The sequence below is a fragment of the Oscillibacter sp. KLE 1745 genome (genome assembly GCF_000469445.2).
Classification (GTDB): Bacteria; Bacillota; Clostridia; order Oscillospirales; family Oscillospiraceae; genus Oscillibacter; species Oscillibacter welbionis.
In genome coordinates this window covers 42,349-58,546 of the sequence record NZ_KI271728.1, presented here as the reverse complement: position 1 = coordinate 58,546, position 16,198 = coordinate 42,349, and the positions used below count along the sequence as shown (strand labels likewise).

15 protein-coding genes, 1 tRNA gene and 1 riboswitch are annotated in these 16,198 nt (G+C 61.4%); of the genes, 5 read left to right on the top strand and 11 right to left on the bottom strand.

What is annotated here, in order from left to right:
• Window positions 1-43: 43 nt before the first annotated feature.
• The 4 genes from HMPREF1546_RS10510 to HMPREF1546_RS10495 form a co-directional block, all read right to left on the bottom strand.
• A tRNA-Val gene (locus HMPREF1546_RS10510) sits at window positions 44-120 on the bottom strand.
• 78 nt (window positions 121-198) lie between these two features.
• Entirely contained in the window at window positions 199-1,089 is an 891-nt protein-coding gene (gene hslO / locus HMPREF1546_RS10505; protein ID WP_021749075.1) for an Hsp33 family molecular chaperone HslO, read from the bottom strand.
• A 16-nt stretch (window positions 1,090-1,105) separates the two neighbouring features.
• Window positions 1,106-1,861, bottom strand: coding sequence for a class I SAM-dependent methyltransferase (locus HMPREF1546_RS10500; protein WP_021749074.1), 756 nt, complete (start codon window positions 1,859-1,861; stop codon window positions 1,106-1,108).
• Window positions 1,858-2,154 carry a YerC/YecD family TrpR-related protein gene (locus tag HMPREF1546_RS10495; protein WP_021749073.1) on the bottom strand — a complete coding sequence of 99 codons (297 nt, stop codon included), beginning with the start codon at window positions 2,152-2,154 and terminating at the stop codon, window positions 1,858-1,860. Before HMPREF1546_RS10495 ends, HMPREF1546_RS10500 begins: the two co-directional genes overlap by 4 nt.
• Before the next feature lie 198 nt (window positions 2,155-2,352).
• Here HMPREF1546_RS10495 and HMPREF1546_RS10490 point away from each other — a divergent pair, with 198 nt between their 5' ends.
• Window positions 2,353-3,042 carry a DUF3298 and DUF4163 domain-containing protein gene (locus HMPREF1546_RS10490; RefSeq protein ID WP_021749072.1) on the top strand — a complete coding sequence of 230 codons (690 nt, stop codon included), beginning with the start codon at window positions 2,353-2,355 and terminating at the stop codon, window positions 3,040-3,042.
• 53 nt (window positions 3,043-3,095) lie between these two features.
• Here the strand turns inward: HMPREF1546_RS10490 and HMPREF1546_RS10485 are convergent, their stop codons facing one another.
• From HMPREF1546_RS10485 to HMPREF1546_RS10470, 4 genes are all read right to left on the bottom strand, one after another.
• The gene (locus HMPREF1546_RS10485; RefSeq protein WP_036630181.1) at window positions 3,096-4,466 is read right to left on the bottom strand and encodes a sodium:alanine symporter family protein; all 1,371 of its coding nucleotides are present in this window, start codon (window positions 4,464-4,466) and stop codon (window positions 3,096-3,098) included.
• A 99-nt stretch (window positions 4,467-4,565) separates the two neighbouring features.
• Window positions 4,566-4,657, bottom strand: a riboswitch (glycine riboswitch).
• Between the two features lie 190 nt (window positions 4,658-4,847).
• The gene (locus HMPREF1546_RS10480; protein ID WP_021749068.1) at window positions 4,848-5,729 is read right to left on the bottom strand and encodes a PfkB family carbohydrate kinase; all 882 of its coding nucleotides are present in this window, start codon (window positions 5,727-5,729) and stop codon (window positions 4,848-4,850) included.
• 34 nt (window positions 5,730-5,763) lie between these two features.
• On the bottom strand, window positions 5,764-6,456 hold the full coding sequence (locus tag HMPREF1546_RS10475; RefSeq protein WP_021749067.1) for an MgtC/SapB family protein: 693 nt from the start codon (window positions 6,454-6,456) through the stop codon (window positions 5,764-5,766).
• A gap of 14 nt (window positions 6,457-6,470) precedes the next feature.
• Window positions 6,471-7,196 (bottom strand): MgtC/SapB family protein, encoded by a 726-nt coding sequence (locus tag HMPREF1546_RS10470; protein WP_025544438.1) that lies wholly within the window; start codon window positions 7,194-7,196, stop codon window positions 6,471-6,473.
• Window positions 7,197-7,830: 634 nt separating this feature from the next.
• Here HMPREF1546_RS10470 and HMPREF1546_RS10465 point away from each other — a divergent pair.
• The 3 genes from HMPREF1546_RS10465 to HMPREF1546_RS10455 all read left to right on the top strand — a co-directional run bounded on the left by HMPREF1546_RS10465 (window position 7,831) and on the right by HMPREF1546_RS10455 (window position 11,862).
• A complete protein-coding gene (locus HMPREF1546_RS10465; RefSeq protein ID WP_021749063.1) occupies window positions 7,831-8,907 on the top strand; it encodes an ABC transporter substrate-binding protein in 1,077 nt (358 codons plus the stop codon).
• Between the two features lie 94 nt (window positions 8,908-9,001).
• Window positions 9,002-10,747, top strand: coding sequence for an iron ABC transporter permease (locus tag HMPREF1546_RS10460; protein ID WP_021749062.1), 1,746 nt, complete (start codon window positions 9,002-9,004; stop codon window positions 10,745-10,747).
• Window positions 10,744-11,862 carry an ABC transporter ATP-binding protein gene (locus tag HMPREF1546_RS10455; protein ID WP_021749061.1) on the top strand — a complete coding sequence of 373 codons (1,119 nt, stop codon included), beginning with the start codon at window positions 10,744-10,746 and terminating at the stop codon, window positions 11,860-11,862. Before HMPREF1546_RS10460 ends, HMPREF1546_RS10455 begins: the two co-directional genes overlap by 4 nt.
• A gap of 87 nt (window positions 11,863-11,949) precedes the next feature.
• On the opposite strand, the gene HMPREF1546_RS10450 is transcribed toward HMPREF1546_RS10455, so the two are convergent.
• From HMPREF1546_RS10450 to HMPREF1546_RS10440, 3 genes are all read right to left on the bottom strand, one after another.
• Window positions 11,950-12,231, bottom strand: a complete 282-nt coding sequence (locus HMPREF1546_RS10450; protein ID WP_021749060.1) for a hypothetical protein — start codon at window positions 12,229-12,231, stop codon at window positions 11,950-11,952.
• Window positions 12,232-12,410: 179 nt separating this feature from the next.
• The gene (gene asnS, locus HMPREF1546_RS10445; RefSeq protein WP_036630172.1) at window positions 12,411-13,805 is read right to left on the bottom strand and encodes an asparagine--tRNA ligase; all 1,395 of its coding nucleotides are present in this window, start codon (window positions 13,803-13,805) and stop codon (window positions 12,411-12,413) included.
• 106 nt (window positions 13,806-13,911) lie between these two features.
• A complete protein-coding gene (locus tag HMPREF1546_RS10440) occupies window positions 13,912-14,811 on the bottom strand; it encodes a hypothetical protein (RefSeq protein ID WP_021749058.1) in 900 nt (299 codons plus the stop codon).
• Between the two features lie 261 nt (window positions 14,812-15,072).
• On the opposite strand from HMPREF1546_RS10440, the gene HMPREF1546_RS10435 reads away from it, so the two are divergent.
• The gene (locus HMPREF1546_RS10435; protein WP_021749056.1) at window positions 15,073-16,155 is read left to right on the top strand and encodes a PfkB family carbohydrate kinase; all 1,083 of its coding nucleotides are present in this window, start codon (window positions 15,073-15,075) and stop codon (window positions 16,153-16,155) included.
• Window positions 16,156-16,198 lie beyond the last annotated feature (43 nt).

Genomic DNA, 16,198 nt, shown 5'->3' with positions numbered 1-16,198 from the left:
GCTAGCGTTCTAACCAACTGAACTACCGGGCCATGTATAACTTTGGTGGGAACAACTGGACTCGAACCAGTGACCCCCTGCTTGTAAGGCAGGTGCTCTAACCAGCTGAGCTATGCTCCCCGATTGCCGCTCATTTCAGACGGCAAAAGTTATTATACTCAAAGACGCCCGGTCTGTCAACTGGAAATTTAATTTTTTTTACATTTTTTTCTGGAGCCCCCGGACCATGGCCTCCAGATCTGCTCTGGAGAAGTGCTGCACATTGTCACAGAAGCGGCAGGTGAGGTCCGCGCTGCCCTGCTCGTCGATCATGGCCTGAAGTTCCTCCGGCCCCAGGCTGATGAGGGCCCGCTCCATCCTGTCCCGGCTGCAGTAGCAGCGGTACTCGATGGGGCTCCTCTCCAGGATCTCCAGGTCGAAATCCGACAGAGCGTGCCGCAGCATAGCCTCCGGGTCCGGATCATTCCGCAAAAGTCCCGTCACCGGCCCTGCGGCCATCAGGCTGCCCTCCACCTTGGCGATGACATCCTCGCCGGCGCCGGGCAGCAGCTGGATCAGATACCCGCCGGCGGCCAGCACGCTCTGGTCCCGGTCTACCAGCACCCCCAGGCCGCAAGCCGTGGGGATCTGTTCGGACTCCACGAAATAGGCCGCTAGGTCCTCCGCGATTTCGCCGCCCAACAGGCCCACGCTGCCCACATAGGGCTCCTTCATGTTCAGGTCCCGGATCACCGTCAACGTACCCTCATGGCCCACAGCGGCCCCCACATCCAGCTTGCCGTCGGGCCGCAGAGGCAGGTCCACGACAGGATTGTCCACCGTTCCCCGGACGTTGCCCTGGTTATCGGACACCGCCAGCAGCGTTCCCAGCGGGCCTCCGCCCTTGATCTGCAGCGTCACGCTGGCCCCGTCCTCCTTCAGGGCGTTGCCCATCATGGAGACCGCAGCCAGCGTCCGGCCCAGCGCCGCCGTGGCCACAGGCAGAGCCTTGTGGATCTGACGGGCGCGCTCTGTGAGCGCCCGGGTGGAAACTGCCGTGGCCTTGATATGGCCATCCTTGGAGATGGCCCGGATCAACTGATCGCTCATTGTACAAACTCCTGTTTTATCTTGGTCTGACCGGCTTTTGACACCGGAAAATCCAGCGGTCCTCCGCCGCCGCCGGTGGACGGCTGGTGAGGTCGCCGGTGACGGTGACAGCGCCGAAGCCCGCCTCCGTCAGATACGTCTCCAGCTCCTCCCGCCCCCAGGCCCGCTCCCGGTGCTCCTCAAAGGCCCGGTCCCAGCTCCCGTTGGCGTTCAGCCGGAACAGGTCCACCTGATAGGTGCAGATCTTCCGGCCGGGGGCGTAGAAGGTCCGCCAGACGCAGTAGCTGTCCTCTGTCTCGTCCAGATAGACCTGCCCGTCCATCCGCCGGAGCTTGTAGGGGGTGTTCACATCGAACAGGAACAGTCCGCCGGGCCGCAGCCAGCGGTATACCCGCCGCAGCGTCTCCCGCAGGTCTGCCGTCCGGGTGAGGTAGTTCAGCGCGTCCAGGGTGGAGATCGCCGCATCCACCTCCATGCCCAGGTGCAGGCGGGGCATGGACTGGTGCAGGAACATCGGCGGCTGCTCCAACGCCGCCGCCTTCCAGGCCGCCTGGGTCAGCATCTCCTCGGATCCGTCCACGGCGATCATCCGGTATCCCCGCTCCGCCAGCAGGCAGGCCATGGTGCCGGTTCCGCAGGCCAGGTCCAGCACCGTCTCCACCGGGAGGGCGCTTCTGTGGAACTGCCGCGTCAGGTAGTCTGCCCGCCGGCGGTATTCCACATCCACTGTCAGGGCATCGTAGCTGGCGGCCAGGGCGTCATAACTGCTCATTTGTCCCGCTTCCTGTACCGGGCGAAAATCTTCTCGTAGGCCCCGGTGCCGTAGCTGAGGGACCGGTTCACCCGGCTGATGGTGGCGCTGGAGGCGCCGGTGCGCTCCAGGATCTCGTTATAGATCATGCCGTCGTCCAGCAGGGAGGCTACCTCGAACCGCTGCTCCATGGCCCGCAGCTCCGACACGGTACACAGATCCTGGAAGAACTCATAGCACTCCTGCTCGTCCTTCAGCAGCAGAATCGCCTTGTACAGCTCGCCGTTCTTTTCCTTCTTGCCGATCTTTACCATATCCAGTACCCTTTCTGGGAGGCTCCAACAGATTTGCGGCGCTTCGCCGCCAAGATGTATTTTAACACTCTGCCGCGTGAAAGTAAAGGGCTCCGGACAGAAAAAATTTCTTGCACTTTAAAGCGTGTCCAGTCACCCCGCCCGGCGGCAGGGCATAGGCTGGTGCAGAACAGCATCTTTTCGGAAGGAGCGGCGCCTATGAACGAACCTCTCACCCAGCTGCACGCAGAGGCCATGACCGCGGAGCGGGAATGGACCGTAGAGGAGATCCCTGTGCTCTCCGCCTCCATCTCCCTGCCGGAACCAGTTCCAGCAGCGGACAAAGTCTCCCGCCGCATCCGGCGGTATTACCAGCTCCAGTGCCGTTCCTTCCTACGCTATTGTGAGACGTACCTCCTGCCTGCGGCGGCGGAGGAATACCGCGCTGCTCTGGCGGCCAGCCTGCCCCTGCCCCACTTCCGGGCGGAGCTGACCTATCAGGTCACCTACAACGACGGCGGCCTCTGGAGCCTGTATACCCAGTCCCGGGAGAGCGGCTTTTCAGGGCGCCCCACGCTTCTGCGCCATGGGGATACCTGGGATCTGACCTCCGGCTATCCGGTGCCTCTGTCCGCCTTCTTTCCCCGCCGCAGCGGATGGAAGCGGCGGCTGATGGAGGCAGCGGAGGCGGAGATCCAGCGGCAGGAGACGGCTGGGATCTCCCGGTACCATGAGGGCGTCCGCCGGCTGCTGCGGCGCCATTTCAACCCGCAGAACTTCTATCTTACGGCGGAGGGTCTGTCGTTTTTTTATCCCATGTACGCCATCGCCCCGGCCATGGAGGGCATCCCGGTCTTCACCCTCCCCTACGGCCAGGGCGGTCCGGCCCTCCCCGCCCGGGATGCTTGAAGAGACCCTCCGCCCGGAACTTCGGGTGGAGGGTCTCTTTCTGGGCGGGGCGCTTATTTGCGCAGGGCGTCCCCTCCCCTGGCCGCCTTGGCTACCAGCCCGCTGAGGGCCAGCAGCGCCAGCAGGTTGGGGAACACCATCAGCGCATTGAACAGGTCGGAGAGGTTCCAGACCAGGGGAGCCTCCAGCACAGCCCCCAGGGCCACGCACACCACCGCAATGCAGGCGTAGACCTTGACAGCCTTCACACCGAATAGATACTTCACGTTCTGCTCGCCGAAGAAGTACCAGCCGATGATGGTAGAGAAGGCAAAGAACAGCAGGCAGATGGCCACATAGAAATTGCCGAAGCTGCCGAACACAGTGGAAAACGCCACCTGGGCCATGTTCTCCGCCGCCGGATTGGCAGCCATGTCGCCCACGTTCAGCGCGCCGCTGGTAATCATCACCAGGGCGGTTATGGTCAGGACCACAAAGGTGTCGATAAACACACAAACCATGGCCACAACGCCCTGGTCCTGGGGCTTTTCCACCTTGGCCATGGCGTGGGCGTGGGGGGTAGAACCCATGCCTGCCTCGTTTGAGAACAGGCCCCGGGCCACGCCGTAGCGCATGGCCTCTCGCACGCCGATACCCACGGCGCCGCCCAGGATGGCCTGGGGGTTGAAGGCACCCTCAAAAATCAGGGCAAAGGCGTGAGGCAGGTTGGTGATATTGGCAATCAGCATGACGAGGCCGCCCACCAGATAGAAGCAGGCCATGACAGGCACCAGCTTCTCCGTGACGGCGGCAATGCGGGTGACGCCGCCCAGGAAGATGAAGGCGGCCACCACCGCCAGCACCACGCCCACGATCCAGGTGGGGATGCCTAGCGCCTCCTGGAAGGCGTTGCTGATGGCGTTGGACTGGACCATGTTGCCGGTGAAGCCCAGGGCGAAGATGATAGCCAGCGCGAAGAAGCCCGCTAGGATCTTGCCGAAGGTCCCCTTGAATGCCTGCCGGATGTAGTAGACGGGTCCGCCGATGACGTGCCCCGTCTCGTCCTTGGTCTTGAAGGTCTGGGCCAGCACCGCCTCGCCGTAGATGGTGGCCATGCCGAAGAAGGCCGCCAGCCACATCCAGAAGATGGCGCCGGGGCCGCCGGAGATCATGGCGGTGGCGCAGCCGGTGATGTTGCCTGTGCCCACCTGGGCGGCGATAGAGGTTGCCACCGCCTGGAAGGAGCTCATGCCCTCCTTGCCGGCCTTCTCGCCGTTGAGGTTCACGCTGCCGAACAGCCGCCGGAAGCCGGCGCCGAATTTGCGCACCTGGATGAACCGGGTGCGGATGGTGAAGATGATGCCGGTACCCACCAGCAGATACAGCAGCAGGCCGTTCCACACAAAGCCGGCCAGTTCGCTGACCTTTGCGGCCAACAGATCCATGTCCATGTTTTCTCTCTCCTTGTCCGCAAACGAAAAGGGCCGGACAGACCCTGCCCAGCCCAACAAAGCGCCGGCCCCCTCCGCTGTGCGGAAGGGCCTGCCCTTTACTCTGTCCTTTTACCTGAGAGATTCAGCGGGATTTCCCGCCTTGCACCTTCGGTACTCATCTGAGCTTCTCCAGAGCCACATCCATCCCTAGTCCTCATCCCGTGCCGGGACACCTGAGAGTTTCACTCCTTCGGCAGGCTTGCGCCGTTTCTCTAGGGACTTCGTTTGCCTTTATGTAATTGACACTTGTTACCTTATCACGGACAATACCCATTGTCAATGGAGTTTTTGTACAGGAGCCGTCCGCTGTCTGTGGACGGCTCCTGTGCCTTCTCAATAAAACTCCCGGATATAATCCAGCACATCCTGTCGGGTGCCCTGGAAGGGGCCCGGCGTCTCCATCTTCAGGGAGACCAGGGCCGTGCAGTACCGCAGAGCCTCCTCCACCCCGGCCCGCTGGCGCTCCGTGATATAGCCGGCAAAGGTGGTGTCGCCCCGCCCGGTCCGGCCGGAGAGGTTCCGTGCCTTGATGGGACAGGTGTAGGTGGTCACCCCGTCGTAGGCCAGCACCTCGGTGTTGTGGGTGATGAGGACCTCCTTGGCGCCCCAGCTGTGCAGGAGCTTGGCGGCCTCCGCCCGATCGGTGAGGCCCGTCAGGATCTCCGCCTCCGCCGCGTCGGTCTTGAGGTAGTCGATCACCGGCAGGTACTGCTTCTTTTCCGCCCAGTCGTGGAAGGCCATGGTCCTGTCCGCCTCCACATGGCGCAGCAGGCACTGGACATCCACCGCCACCTTGCCGTGCCTGGCTGCCTCGGCAAAGAGGGCACCGTCGAAGTCGCCGTACACCAGGCCGGCGAAGTGATAGATCTTGGTCTCGATATCCGGCAGCTCATCGAACCGAAAGGGATCGCACACCCCCATGGAGGTGCAGGCCCGCTTTTCTTTGTCGGCGGTGAAATACTGGTTGCGGATGGAGCAGGTGGCCTGAGACGGCTTCCAGTACACATCCGCACCGGACCCGGCGAACCGCTCCTCCACATCCGCATCCGCGGGATTCAGCTTGGTAAACACGGCGGTGCGGTTGCCGCTTTTGGCAGCCGCAAAGCCGGAGGCCACCACGGCGCCGCCCACCTCCTTGCGTTCGTTGCCCTGATAGTCGATGTTGTGATCCAGGGACACCGGGCCGATCACCAGTACGTCATACGTTTTTTTCATAGTCTCTCTCCTATTCTTCCGGCTTGCGCCGCTGTTACAACTCCTCTACCGACACCACGCCCTCCGTGGCGTTCATCTTGGGGATCAGCTGCTCCACCCGGCACCGCTTGTTCAGCCGCAGGGTAAAGAGGGCGCAGGCATTGTGCGTCTCCGTCTCCGTAGAGCGGGTAATCTCCATGTTCAGCACCTTCAGGTTCAAATCCCGGAACAGCCGCAGCACATTGTCCAGGCAGGTCTTGTTACTGTACTCCATATAGAGGTTCACCTCCGGGGCGTTGTCCAGCATCCGGTACTCCAGCTTGGACAGGAACATCTCCGCCGCCAGAATCAGCGCCGTGGCGAAGATGCCGCCCTCGTAGAACCCGCCGCCCAGGCACAGGCCCACAATGGCCGCCGCCCAGAGGCCCGCCGCCGTAGTGAGCCCCTTCACCCGGCGGCGCCGGGTGACGATGATGGCGCCTGCGCCGATGAAGCCAATGCCCGCCACCACCTGGGCTCCCAGCCGGGCCATGTCCGTGTAGTAATGGAGGTTCAAATAAAGGAACTGGCTGGTGAGGGTCGTCATGGCCGCCCCCAGGCAGATCAGGATATGGGTGCGGAACCCCGCCGGCCGGCGCTTGTACTCCCGCTCCAGCCCGATGAGACCGCCGCACACCACCGCCAGCAGCATCCGCAGCGTGGTGGACAGCACGGTCACATCCCGCACACCGTCAAAAATCGGCAGCAATCTCCGCACCTCCCTCAGATTTCATCAATGGTGTAGACGCTCTCCAACTCGGAGATCGCCGCCAGGACCCGGACGTGGTAGTGCCTGCCGGGCAGCCGAATGGAGAACACCGCGCTGGGATTCTTGGACCGCTCCTCCCGGCCCCGGTCCAGATCCACTTCGTAAATCTGTCCGCCCTGAGACTTGATGCGGGCAATGATGTCCCCCAGATTGTCCAGCGTCTGGAATTCCACATAGATGTTCATGTTCCGGGCGCTTTCGATGATGGCATCCTCCACGAAGGGCAGCAGCCGGTTGGTCAGCAGGATCAGCAGGAAGCCCAAAAGTACGCACTCGTAAAATCCCGCGCCGATGGCCAGACCCATACAGGCGGACGCCCAAAGGCCCGCCGCCGTGGTCAGTCCCTTCACCTCCTGCTTGCCGGTGACGATGATGGTGCCCGCACCCAGAAAGCCGATGCCGTTGATGACCTGGGCGCCGAAGCGGGACACATCCGTCCGCAGGCCGATCTCCATGGCGGTCTCATGCCAGGCGTGGGTCACCATGTAGCTCTCATACTGACTGAGCAGCATGGTCAGCGCCGCGCCCAAGCATACCAGCATATAGGTCCGGAAGCCTGCCGGCCGGCGCTTCCGCTCCCGCTCCAGTCCGATGAAGCCCCCGAAGAGCATGGCCACAGTCAGGCGCAGCAGGACGGAGGCCACGTTCATCTCCCGCAGGTATGCCAGTCCTTCCATCATTCTGTGCACACTCCTCTCTCCGCCCCGCGCCGGGCAGTCAAACAATAAAAAGGGGAGGAATGGCTCCGCCAACTCTCCCCTCTCTTTCGGCAGGTCACCTCTGCGGCAGATGTTGCCGCATATTCCCGGAAACGGTTGCATGGTTAAATAAAGCTGTTTGAACGGCGCCATTCTCAGCATTCTTGACAAATTTCGACGAACCCAAAGCGCCCAAATTGTTTCTTTTATGTTTATCACAAGCCGGAAGAGAAGTCAATATCTTCCACACTTTGGCGGAAATCTTCGGCTGATTGCCTAAAGCCTGGAGAAAAATTTGGGCAATTTCAGTCCAGCCGGGTCCCGGGGATACGAAACGGTTTTGAAGGGCACGTGTTTGAAAGTAAGCGCTGTCATAAATTTTATAGTTTCACCAATTTCCCCTTCCGCTTTTTAACAAAACTTCCGGAAAAAGCCAGCGCCGCCGCCATTTTTGTCTCTTATGTAAATACATTTTTTCTATTTTTGTCTTTGCCTTATGGGGTTTCTCCTGTGTGCAAACGTTACCAATTATTGACACTCTTTTCCGGAGATGCTACAATATCCCTAAAATCCCGGAGGATCCGGAACCTAAAATTGGTGAAAAGGAGACACTCTTATGAAACAGAGCAAACGTCTATTCGCGCTGCTCCTTACCCTGGCTATGACGCTGGGAATGCTCACCGCCTGCGGCGGCGGCAACAGTGACACCTCCTCCGAAGGGGACGGTGGGGAGTCCAGCGGCAGCAACGAGCTGACCGTCTACACGGCATTCCCCGAGGCCGAGGTGGCCTACTACTTCAACGCGTTTGAGGAGGCCACCGGCATCAAGGTCAACGCTCTGCGGCTCTCCGCCGGTGAGATGCTGACCCGCGTGGCTGCTGAGAAGGACAATCCCCAGGCCTCCCTGATGTTCGGCGGCTCCACCGATAACTACATCGCCGCCTCCAGCCAGGGCCTGCTGGAGGCCTATCAGTCCCCCGAGCTGTCCAACACCCCGGAGAACTATCTGGACCCCGACGGCGTGTGGAACCCCATCTATGTGGGCGCCATCGCCTTCGCCTGCAACAAGGACTGGTTCGCGGACAAAGGGTATGATTATCCCACCAGCTGGGATGACCTGTTGGATCCCAAGTATCAGGATATGATCATTATGGCCCACCCCGCCACCTCCGGCACCGCCTACACCGTTCTGGCCACGCTGATCCAGCTGAAGGGTGAGGATGCCGTGTGGGATTACCTGAAGGAGCTGGACAAGAACATGTCCCAGTACACCAAGTCCGGTTCCGCCGCTCCCAACGGCGTGGCCCTGGGCGAGGCGGCCATTGCCCTGACCTTCTCTCACGACGGTCTGCAGCCCACCACCGAGGGCTATCCCATCGAGCTGTCCTTCCCCACCGACGGCACCGGCTATGAGGTGGGTGCCATGGCCCTGATCAAGGGCGGTCCCGCTGACGAGCAGGAAAACGCCAAGAAGTTCATCGACTTCATGTGCTCTGCAGAGGGTCAGAACCTGTATGCCGAGAACAATTCCTTCCGGGTGCCCACCAACTCCCAGGCCACTCCGGCCGAGGGTCTGGTGACGCTGGACTCCGTGGCCGTCATCGACTATGATGCCGTCTGGGCTGCCGAGCACAAGGACGAGTTCGTCGCGCAGTTCGAGGCGAACATCGCCAGCTCTGAAAATCTGGAGTAATTCCGGAAGATTCTCTCTATGCCTGCAGGACTTCCTCCCCGGCGGGGAGGAAGTCCTCTTGCCAAACGCTTGAAAATCAACAGGAGGAACCCAAATGGCAAACGCTGCTGGTTCGGGCGGCAAAAGCGCCGCCCGCCTGAAAAGGCGGAACGAATCCAAGATGATCATGCGTCAGCCCATCATGCTGATTTCGATCCTTACGGTCATCGTGCTCCTGCTTTTATTCGTCATCTATCCTCTGGTGAAGATTCTGCTCTTCAGCCTGACCGATGCGTCCGGGACTTTCTCCCTGGCTACCGCGGCGGAGATCTTTTCCACCTCCCGGTATTTAAAGACGTTCGGCCGCACCATGGTGCTGGGAGTGATCGTGGCAGTGATCGCCACCTTCATCGGCTACATCTTCGCCTATACCATCACCCGCACAAACGTCCCCTGCAAGGGCTTTCTGAAGACCATCGCCACCCTGCCCATCCTGTCCCCGCCCTTCATTCTGTGCCTGTCCATCATCTTTCTGTTCGGGCGGCAGGGGCTGATTACCAACGGGCTGCTGAAGATCACGGACAACGACGTCTACGGCATGGGCAGCCTGATCGTGGTGCAGGTGCTGAGTTTCTTCCCCATCGCCTATATGACCCTCTCCGGCATCCTCTCCTCCATCGACGCATCGGTGGAGGACGCCGCCTGCAACATGGGCGCCAGCCGGTGGCACACCTTCTGGACGGTCACCTTTCCGCTGTCCCTGCCGGGCATCATCTCCGGCTGCCTGCTGGTGTTCATCCAGTCTCTGGAGGACTTCTCCAATCCCGCCACCATCGGCGGCGATTTCACCACCTTATCTGTGGAAGTCTATCAAACCATCACCGGCAGCTATGACATGCAGAAGGGCTCCGTGCTGGCGCTTTTGATGCTGGTGCCTACCATGCTGGCCTATCTGCTGAACAAATACTGGGTCAACAAAAAGAGTTTCGTCACCGTCACGGGCAAGCCCACCCAGGCCCGCAAGCTCATCGATGAGCCCCATATCAAATGGCCCCTGTTCGCTGTCTGCCTGGTGGTGGCCGCGGTCATCATCCTGTTCTACGGCACAGTGGTCTTTGGTTCCTTCGTCAAGACCTGGGGCTACGACTACACCCTCACCCTGGACCAGTACACCCGCGCCTTGCAGCAGGGCTGGGACAGCCTGCGGAACTCCATTATCCTGGGTCTGATCGGAGCGCTGATCGGCGGCCTGCTGGGCATGGTCATCGCCTACATCACCGCCAAGCGGGACTACTACGGCAAACGGTTTATCGAGGTGTCCTCTGTTCTGATGTTCGCCGTCCCCGGCACTGTGCTGGGCATCGCCTACATCCTGGCCTTCAACACCGGCTTCCTAGTGCTCACCGGCACCGCTGCCATCCTGGTGATCGTGTTCGTGTTCCGGAATATGCCGGTGGCGATTGAGTCCGGCACCACCACGCTGCTGCAGATCGACAACTCCATTGAAGAGGCCTCCACCATTCTGGGTGCCGGCAGCGGCTACTCCTTCCGCCGGATCTCCCTGCCTATGCTGCGCAACGCCTTCTTCTCCGGCCTGGTGTACTCCTTCGTGAAGGCCATCACTGCCGTCAGCGCCATCATCTTCCTGGTCTCTCCCCGCTGGGATCTGGTCACCAGCAAGATCTACACGCTCTTTGACCAGGCAAAATACAGCCAGGCTGCGGCCTTCGTCACCATGATGGTCGTAATCCTGCTGGTGTTTATCGGCATTTTCAACGGATTGATCAACCTGCTGCTGGCCCCCCGCTCCAGGGTGCCCAAGGGCGCAGGCATTCACGAGAAAACGGAGGAAACAAAATGAGCAAGCAGATGGAAAAGTCGGCGCTGGGCAAAAAGAGCTCCGGCGTGGTTTTAAAAGAGATCACCAAGATCTTCCAGCAGCCGGATACCGGCAAGGATTTCGTGGCTGTGGACCACATCAACCTGAACATCCAGGACGGCGAGATGGTGACGCTGCTGGGCCCTTCCGGCTGCGGCAAAACCACCACGCTGCGGATGATCTCCGGCTTTGAGTACCCCACCAGCGGCAGCGTGTTTATCGGTGAGCGGGATGTTGCCAAGATCCCCCCCAACAAGCGGGGCATCTCCATGGTGTTCCAGAGCTACGCTCTGTTCCCCCATCTGAACATCTGGGAGAACGTGGCCTACGGTCTGAAAGTGGCCAAGGTCTCCCAGGATGAGGTGGTCCGCCGCACCAACGCCGTCATGGAGCTGATGCAGCTGACCGGTATGGAGCGCCGGTTCCCCAACCAGCTCTCCGGCGGACAGCAGCAGCGGGTGGCCCTGGCCCGCGCCGTGGTCATTGAGCCCAGCGTGCTGTTGTTTGACGAGCCCCTGTCCAACTTGGACGCCAAGCTGCGGGAGAGCATGCGGGACGAGCTCCGGGCCCTTCAGAAACGGCTGGGCATCACCTCCCTTTATGTCACCCATGACCAGTCCGAGGCCATGGCCATCTCCGACCGGGTGGTCATCATGAAGGACGGCGTCATCTGCCAGCAGGGCACGCCCACAGAGATCTATGAGCAGCCCAACAGCCGGTTCGTGGCCAACTTCATCGGCAAGGCCAACTTCATCGACGGCACCTTCCGCGGCATGGACGGCGAGAACGCCCTGGTGGAAGTGGGCGGCCACACCTTCCCCATCCCCGCCCCCGGCAAGATGGAGGGCGTCCAGAAGGACGGCCCCTGCTGCCTGGCGGTTCGTCCGGAGTCTATTCTCCTCTCTGAGGAAGAGGGCCCCCTGTCCGGCCGTGTCTCCCGGGCCACTTACTACGGTGCCAAAGTGGAGTACGAGGTCATGCTGGGCGACCAGCCCATCATCGTGGAGGTCTACAACCCCCAGCTGTCCAAGCGCTTCGCAGAGGGCGAAGCGGTCCACATGACCCTCATCGACCGCTGCGTGCGGGTGCTGGCCTGATCCGGCACAGTTCTTCATCTAACTGAAAGAGAGCGCCCGGGCCACGTGGTCCGGGCGCTCTCTTTCACGCGCACTCCGGGGCAGCGCCTATTCCTCCCGCAGATAGTTCAGCTTCCCCAGGTCCAGGCCCATTTGCAGCCCCAGAAAGAAGTGGGCGGCGCAGGCCCGTTCTCCCGCGCCAGCCCAGGCGTCCTCCATCTCCAGGACCTCCTCCAGCAGCGGCACGTCCCCGCCGTGGGTTTCCCGGAAGCTGGCCATCAGTTCTTGCTGCTTCCGCTCCAGCGCCTGCCACTCTTCGTCCCGTCCCTGAAGCCTGGGCCGCAGATGCGCCAGCATCAGGCGCAGAAGTTCCATTGTATCGCTTTCCATTTTTTTCCTCCTTTTGAGTTTTTCCTAACTATACACTAGGGCCCCGCCTCTCCTCAAGAAAAACTGTTGCAGCGGACCGCCGGCAATGCGCAGAAGGGTACCGCCCTCCGTCCCCACAACCGCAAAAAACGGCGCCCTGTCCAAGCAGATGGACAGGGCGCCGGAGTCGATTTTATTTTTTAAAAGTCCGCACTGCCGACCGTTCTCGGGTGGGGCAGGACGTCCCGGATGTTGCTGACGCCGGTGAGGTACATCACCAGCCGTTCAAAGCCCAGGCCGAAGCCCGCGTGCTTGCAGGAGCCGTAGCGCCGCAGGTCGCAGTACCACCAGTAGTCCTTGGGGTTCATGCCCAGCTCCCGGATGCGGCTTTCCAGGATTTCCAGCCGCTCCTCGCGCTGGCTGCCGCCGATGATCTCGCCGATGCCGGGTACCAGGCAGTCCGCCGCGGCCACGGTTTTCCCATCGTCGTTGAGGCGCATGTAGAACGCCTTGATCTCCTTGGGATAATCCGTGACGAACACCGGCTTCTTGTACACCTGCTCGGTGAGATACCGCTCGTGTTCCGTCTGCAGGTCGCAGCCCCAGGAGACCTTGTAGTCAAACAGGTCGTTGTGCTGCTCCAGAATCGCCACTGCCTCGGTATAGGTCACCCGGCCGAAGTCAGAGGAGGCCACGTGCTCCAGCCGCTCCAGCAGGCCCTTGTCCACGAAGCTGTTGAAAAAGGCCAGCTCCTGAGGGCACTTTTCCATCACCTGACGGATGACGAACTTGATCATGGCCTCCGCCACATCCATATCGCCCTTCAGGTCTGTGAAGGCCATTTCCGGCTCGATCATCCAGAACTCGGCGGCGTGGCGCTGGGTGTTGGAGTTCTCCGCCCGGAAGGTGGGGCCGAAGGTATATACGTCCCCGAAGGCCATGGCGAAGTTCTCCGCGTTCAACTGGCCGGAGACGGTGAGGTTCGCAGGTTTACCGAAGAAGTCCTGGGAGAAGTCCACCTCCCCATCCTCGGTCATGGGCGGATTTTTGGGGTCCAGCGTGGTGACCCGGAACATCTCGCCGGCGCCCTCACAGTCGCTGGCAGTGATGATGGGGGTGTGGACGTAGACGAAGCCCCGCTCCTGGAAGAACTGATGAATGGCGTAGGCCGCCACGCTCCGCACCCGGAACACGGCGGAAAACAGGTTCGTCCGGGGCCGCAGGTGCTGGATGGTACGCAGAAACTCCACGCTGTGGCGCTTTTTCTGCAGGGGGTAGTCGGAGGTGGAGGTGCCCTCCACCTCGATGGAGGCGGCCTTCAGCTCCAGGGGCTGCTTGGCCTCCGGCGTCAGGACGACGGTGCCGGTGACGATCAGGGCGGCGCCCACGTTCTGGGCGGCGATATCCTTATAGTTCTCCAGCGTCCCGGCCTCCATGACCACCTGGAGATTCTTGAAGCAGGACCCGTCGTTCAGCTCGATGAAGCCGAAGGTCTTCATGTCCCGGATGGTGCGGACCCAGCCGCCCACGGTGACCGTCTGGCCGGAGAGTGCCTCGCTGTCGGCGTAGATGGCCGCGATTTTCGTATAGCTCATAAACTTCACCCGTTTTCTTGTTTTTGCTGGAAATGGCTGCATAATCATGGATATTGTACTCCATTTCAAATAGTTTTACAAGAGGGAACGGGCGTTTTCCCGGTTTTCAGGCGATCGCCTCCGCCCCCACGGTGTAATCGCCCCACTGGCCGCCGCCATTTCGGAGAGCGGTGCAGTCTGTGAAGAAATAGGCCCCCAGGCCGCTGCGCCACTTCTCCGCGTCAAAGCGGACGCCACTGTAGTCCGGCATCTCGTCCCCAGGACCGAAACTGGGCAGATTAAAGGTCACCGGGTTTTCATCCTGGGTCTCTTTGACGGAGAACAGGCAGCCGTCCTTCCAGAACAGTGCTTCCCCGTCGATATACCCGCTGTCCACGAAGTCCTGATAGGTGCCCTCCATAGCCATCAGCCCGTGGGCGGAGCCGAAGGCATAGGCCACCGCGGCCTGTTCGCTTTCCGGCAGGGAGGTCCCGGACAGGTCCACCCCCAGCTCCGTGATGCCATCATTCAGGCTGGGGTCCACCTCCCAGAGATCGTTCAGCACGTCCAGGTACAGCCGGCACAGATCGTCAAAGCCGTCCTCCAGGATGCGAACGGAGGCCACCGTGCCGAACCGCATGGGGTAGGACTCCATGACGGAGCCGTCCCAGGTGACCTCCACCAGAGCGCCAGGCATGGGAGACCAGTCCAGCAGGTCCATCTCCTCCTGGGTGTATCCCTCGATAGTCAGGTCTTCCACACTGAAGAGGTCCAGGGTGTACACAGCTCCGGCCCCGCCGTCCGTCCCGGCCAGCACAGAAGCCGGATCATCGCCGTCCCCCACAGTCACCAGCCGGAAGGTCTCCGTCACCCGGCCGGGCTCCGTCGTCTCTCCTCCGGTCCGGGTCTCCTCCGCGGGTGTGCCGCCGGAATCGGCCCCCGCACCGGCGGAGACGTCCCCTCCGGCGCAGGCTGCCAGCAGACAGATACAGAAATACAGGCTCAAAAACAGGCACCATTTTTTCATGAAGCATCGCCTCCTCTGCCTGTATAGTCGGCAAAGGCGGCGGTTTGGTTCCACTTCCGGCGCGATTTTCATTCCGCTGGGAGAACATGAAACTCCCGCCCCATCAGCACCTCTCTGTCCGGTGCCTGCGGCAGGCGAAGCGGGCATCCCCGTCCCACAGACGGCAGACGGCTAAAAATTGGGTCTTGACTTTTTCAAAAAAACAGATAAACTAAGCATTAGATTATATATCTTAATTTTTGCTTACAAGGAGGCGGCGCCATGACCCAGCGGGAACGGCAGATTCTGAACTGGATCGAAGAAAACCCTCTCATCTCCCAGCAGGAGCTGGCGGAGAAGGCCGGCATCACCCGGTCCTCCGTGGCGGTGCACATCTCCAACCTGATGAAGAAGGGCTACATCACCGGCAAAGGCTACATCGTCCATACAGCGCCCTATGTCACGGTGGTGGGCGGCGTCAACATGGACATCGGCGGCTGGCCGTCGGAGGTGCCGGTGGACCGGGACTCCAACCCCGGCGCGGTGCGGATGAGTCTGGGCGGCGTGGGCCGGAACATCGCCCACAACATGAGCCTTCTGGGCCTGGACGTGCGGATGGTCACCGCCTTCGGCGACGACCTGTACGCCCAGAAGATCGCCGCCAGCTGCGGGGAACTGGGCATCGACATCTCCCAATCCCCGGTGATCCCGGAGGGGCACACCTCCACTTATCTCTTCATCAATGACGAGAAGGGCGACATGCTGCTGGCGGTCAGTGACATGGACATCTACCGCCATCTGACACCCCAGCTGCTCTCTCAGCGGCAGAAGCTGCTGTCCGGCAGCCAGGTGCTGGTGATCGACACCAATATTCCCGCGGAGAGCATCGCCTATCTGGCAGAGAACTGCCCGGTGCCTATCTTTGCCGACCCGGTCTCCACCGCCAAGGCGGTGAAGTTGCAGCCGGTGCTGGGCAGGCTCCACACCCTCAAGCCCAACCGCATCGAGGCGGAGCTGCTCTCCGGCGTGGCCATCACCGATGAGGCCAGCCTGCGCGCCGCCGCGGACGCCCTGCTGGCCACCGGTCTTCACCGGGTATTCATCTCTCTAGGCGGAGACGGCGTGTTCGCCGCCGACCGTTCCGGGGAGCGGGTGCACCTACCCGTCCTGCCGGCGGAGATGGTGAACACCACCGGCTGCGGGGATGCCTTCATGGCAGCCATCACTTGGGCCTATCTTGCGGGCACGGATCTGACGGGCACCGCCAAGGCGGGTCTGGCAGCCTCCGCCATCGCCATGGAGGGGGCGGAGACCATCAACCCCGCCATGAGCGCGGAAGCGCTGAAGCTGCGGGCTGGGCTTTAAAGTTCCCGGTCCCCCCCCATTTCCAATTCCTGACACCCCATTC

Excerpts from the sequence above, each read along its gene's own strand:
- HMPREF1546_RS10460 (WP_021749062.1), top strand. The coding sequence starts at position 9,002 with ATGGCAAACGCTGCTGGTTCGGGCGGCAAAAGCGCCGCCCGCCTGAAA.
- HMPREF1546_RS10490 (WP_021749072.1), top strand. The coding sequence starts at position 2,353 with ATGAACGAACCTCTCACCCAGCTGCACGCAGAGGCCATGACCGCGGAG.
- HMPREF1546_RS10465 (WP_021749063.1), top strand. The coding sequence starts at position 7,831 with ATGAAACAGAGCAAACGTCTATTCGCGCTGCTCCTTACCCTGGCTATG.
- HMPREF1546_RS10450 (WP_021749060.1), bottom strand. The coding sequence starts at position 12,231 with ATGGAAAGCGATACAATGGAACTTCTGCGCCTGATGCTGGCGCATCTG.
- HMPREF1546_RS10440 (WP_021749058.1), bottom strand. The coding sequence starts at position 14,811 with ATGAAAAAATGGTGCCTGTTTTTGAGCCTGTATTTCTGTATCTGTCTG.
- HMPREF1546_RS10435 (WP_021749056.1), top strand. The coding sequence starts at position 15,073 with ATGACCCAGCGGGAACGGCAGATTCTGAACTGGATCGAAGAAAACCCT.
- asnS (WP_036630172.1), bottom strand. The coding sequence starts at position 13,805 with ATGAGCTATACGAAAATCGCGGCCATCTACGCCGACAGCGAGGCACTC.
- HMPREF1546_RS10500 (WP_021749074.1), bottom strand. The coding sequence starts at position 1,861 with ATGAGCAGTTATGACGCCCTGGCCGCCAGCTACGATGCCCTGACAGTG.
- HMPREF1546_RS10455 (WP_021749061.1), top strand. The coding sequence starts at position 10,744 with ATGAGCAAGCAGATGGAAAAGTCGGCGCTGGGCAAAAAGAGCTCCGGC.
- HMPREF1546_RS10480 (WP_021749068.1), bottom strand. The coding sequence starts at position 5,729 with ATGAAAAAAACGTATGACGTACTGGTGATCGGCCCGGTGTCCCTGGAT.
- HMPREF1546_RS10495 (WP_021749073.1), bottom strand. The coding sequence starts at position 2,154 with ATGGTAAAGATCGGCAAGAAGGAAAAGAACGGCGAGCTGTACAAGGCG.
- hslO (WP_021749075.1), bottom strand. The coding sequence starts at position 1,089 with ATGAGCGATCAGTTGATCCGGGCCATCTCCAAGGATGGCCATATCAAG.
- HMPREF1546_RS10470 (WP_025544438.1), bottom strand. The coding sequence starts at position 7,196 with ATGATGGAAGGACTGGCATACCTGCGGGAGATGAACGTGGCCTCCGTC.
- HMPREF1546_RS10485 (WP_036630181.1), bottom strand. The coding sequence starts at position 4,466 with ATGGATCTGTTGGCCGCAAAGGTCAGCGAACTGGCCGGCTTTGTGTGG.